Origin of the sequence: Arthrobacter sp. AOP36-A1-22 (assembly GCF_052377615.1) — a bacterium.
In the GTDB taxonomy this organism is placed as follows: Bacteria; Actinomycetota; Actinomycetes; order Actinomycetales; family Micrococcaceae; genus Arthrobacter_H.
This window is the reverse complement of record NZ_JBQSWX010000055.1, coordinates 1-2,557: the sequence shown is the minus strand read 5'-3', so window position 1 is coordinate 2,557 and position 2,557 is coordinate 1. Positions and strand designations below refer to the sequence as shown.

Sequence of the window (2,557 nt, the reverse complement as noted above, 5' to 3'; positions counted from 1 at the left end):
ATCGGCATAATGGGTGTTATGCCGATGTCGGCATAACGCCCATTACGCGGCAAACTTAATGTCGGCGACGCCCAAAAGCAGCTGGCCATGGGTCAAGACGCTGCTGCATTCGGTCTATGACCAGCCCGATGCCGCTAGCGTGTATTCGCAGTTCGAGCGGGTCCTGGATGCCTTCGAGGACAAGCTGCCCAAGGTCGCCAAGCACCTGGAGGCCGCCCGTGATGACATCCTTGCCTTCGCCGCCTTCCCCAAGGGGTTGTGGCGCCAGGTGTGGTCCAATAATCCCCAGGAGCGTTTGAACCGGGAGATTCGGCGGCGGACCGACGTCGTGGGGATCTTCCCCGACCGTGATGCGTTGATCCGTCTGGTTGGGGCGGTGTTGGCCGAACAGCCCGATGAGTGGATCGAATCCCGCCGCTACCTCGGACTGGATCTCATCCAGCAATCCCTCGCCGTTGGCACTGAGCAGAAGGAGGAAATCGATACTGATCTGGCGCTGAGCGCCTAACGAACATCAAGAATCACGTGGCGTACGACTTACACCACGCAAATGGGCTTGACCGTTTTATGGGAAGGCTCGCCCACCGTATAGTCTGTGCTTGTTTTGTTGTTTGAAAGCGGGGGAAATATGGTATCTATGGTTGAGCGGCGTTCGTTTGTAGGTGGCCGCGACCGAGCGATCGACGTCGTTCGCGGATACTGCATCGCTAGCATGGTCACGGGCCACGTGGCCTCGTCCTCCGTAGCGGCAAACGTCCTCCATATATTTCCGAACTTCGATGGTGCATCCGGCTTCGTCCTACTCTCCGGACTCGTGTTGGGGATCGTGCAGTCCAAACGAATGATGACCAGCGGATTCGCCAGCGTCCGCACAAAGACGTTCCGGCGAGCCGCCATGATCTATTTGGCGCAGCTCATCCTCAGCATCGTGGGCGTCGCAGCAGTAATACTTGCCGGTTGGCGCCACGACACCTTTCCTCCTGCCTTGGGGTCAATGTCCTATCCGGAGATCGTTGCTGGCATCATGACGATGAACATCGCGCCTCCAGGCGGCGACGTCCTTCGCCTGTATGTCGTGTTCCTGCTATTGGCCCCGGGCGTATACTGGTTGCTGGCGAAAGGGAAGTGGCTCACTACCCTTTGCCTCTCCCTATTATTAGCAGGCACCGGGTACACCTTTCCATTCCAGACATCCTTCTCATTGTTTGGCGGCGCTCCCTCCGCGAGCTGGGCAGCTTGGCAGCTGCTCTTTGTTTCAGCCATCATCTTGGGCTGGTACTGGCGTCCCCTCGGCATGGCTGCATGGATAAAAGCACACTCGCTGCTGGTATTCCTGTCCGGGGCCTGTATCACAGTGCTAGCTGGCGCCGTCTCTTACCTCATCCCAACGAGCGAATGGATGTTCAACAAGTACACGTTCCCCCCCGGCCGAATTGCCGTCGCCTACGCTGTCGTCGCGTCGCTCTACGTTGCGGCCGCATGGCTTCTCGAACGACTTCCAAAATGGACTCTTCGCCCTGTCTACATGGTCGGGCAAAAGAGCCTGGACGCCTACGTCATCCAGTCCTTCGCCGTGGTCCTGTGTGCTGGGGTGCTCGGGTCAGTATCGACATCCATCGTTTCGCAGATGACCGCCGTTGCCGTACTCATATCCTGCTGGGCTTGGGCCGAATTACGCCTTCATCAGCAGACACTGCAACGCAAGCGATACAGCGCATCCTCGAATATCCGCTAGGTGCGTGGGGGTTGCTTCCCCTGGAGTGGCGTACTTTCCCTAGTCAGCGAGTTGCGCACTTAAAGTAGCGAGCCATCGTGCGATGGTCAGTGAGTACCGATCAAAGAACTCACAGAAAGGGACTGCTGCAAGTCGAGGTGACAGTTTGAGTGTCATGCTGCGAGAGCAGCTGGCTCTATGATTGCTTCGTACTCCACTGGGGTCAAACGACCCAGCCGGACCTGACGTCGACGCCGGTGATAGGTCCGCTCAATCCAGGTCACGATTGCGATCCGCAGCTGGTCCCGGGTGGCCCAGCGGCCACGGTCGAGAACGTTCTTCTGCAAGAGCGCAAAGAATGATTCCATGGCCGCATTGTCACCGGCCGCCCCGACTCTGCCCATCGACCCGACCAAGCCCTGACTGGCCAAAGCACGGACGAATTTCCTGGACCGAAATTGCGAACCACGATCTGAATGCACCGTGCAGCCAGCCACATCGCCACGTCTGGCCACGGCCATCTCCAGAGCATCAACTGCCAACCTGGCCTTCATCCGGCTGCTGATCGAATACCCGACAATCCGAGACGAGAACACGTCCTTGACGGCGCAGATGTAGAGCTTGCCCTGACTCGTTTCGTGCTCCGTGATGTCGGTCAGCCACAACTGGTTCGGGTACTGGGCAATGAACTCGTGCCGGACCCGTCCGTCGGAGTCGGTGACGGCGCACAGGTCGTCATGGACCGGCGAACCAGGTCTTTTCCCGTTCTTGCCCCGCCCCTTCCCGAAGGCAGAAAACCAGGCATTATCCGAACACAGACGCCACGCGGTGCGTGGAGCCATA

General features: G+C 58.7%; 2 protein-coding genes and 1 pseudogene. 2 read left to right on the top strand and 1 reads right to left on the bottom strand.

The genetic code is table 11. The features are described 5' to 3' along the window. Positions 1–22: 22 nt before the first annotated feature. Positions 23–508, top strand: a pseudogene (locus ACT3S2_RS15760) (transposase); the annotation flags it as partial. Between the two features lie 129 nt (positions 509–637). Beyond that, on the top strand, positions 638–1,735 hold the full coding sequence (gene opgC, locus ACT3S2_RS15755) for an OpgC domain-containing protein (RefSeq protein ID WP_444561927.1): 1,098 nt from the start codon (positions 638–640) through the stop codon (positions 1,733–1,735). 152 nt (positions 1,736–1,887) lie between these two features. Here the strand turns inward: opgC and ACT3S2_RS15750 are convergent. Next, a partial coding sequence (locus ACT3S2_RS15750) for an IS3 family transposase (RefSeq protein WP_444561926.1) occupies positions 1,888–2,557 on the bottom strand: 670 nt, incomplete at its 5' end.

Excerpts from the sequence above, each read along its gene's own strand:
- opgC (WP_444561927.1), top strand. The coding sequence starts at position 638 with ATGGTTGAGCGGCGTTCGTTTGTAGGTGGCCGCGACCGAGCGATCGAC.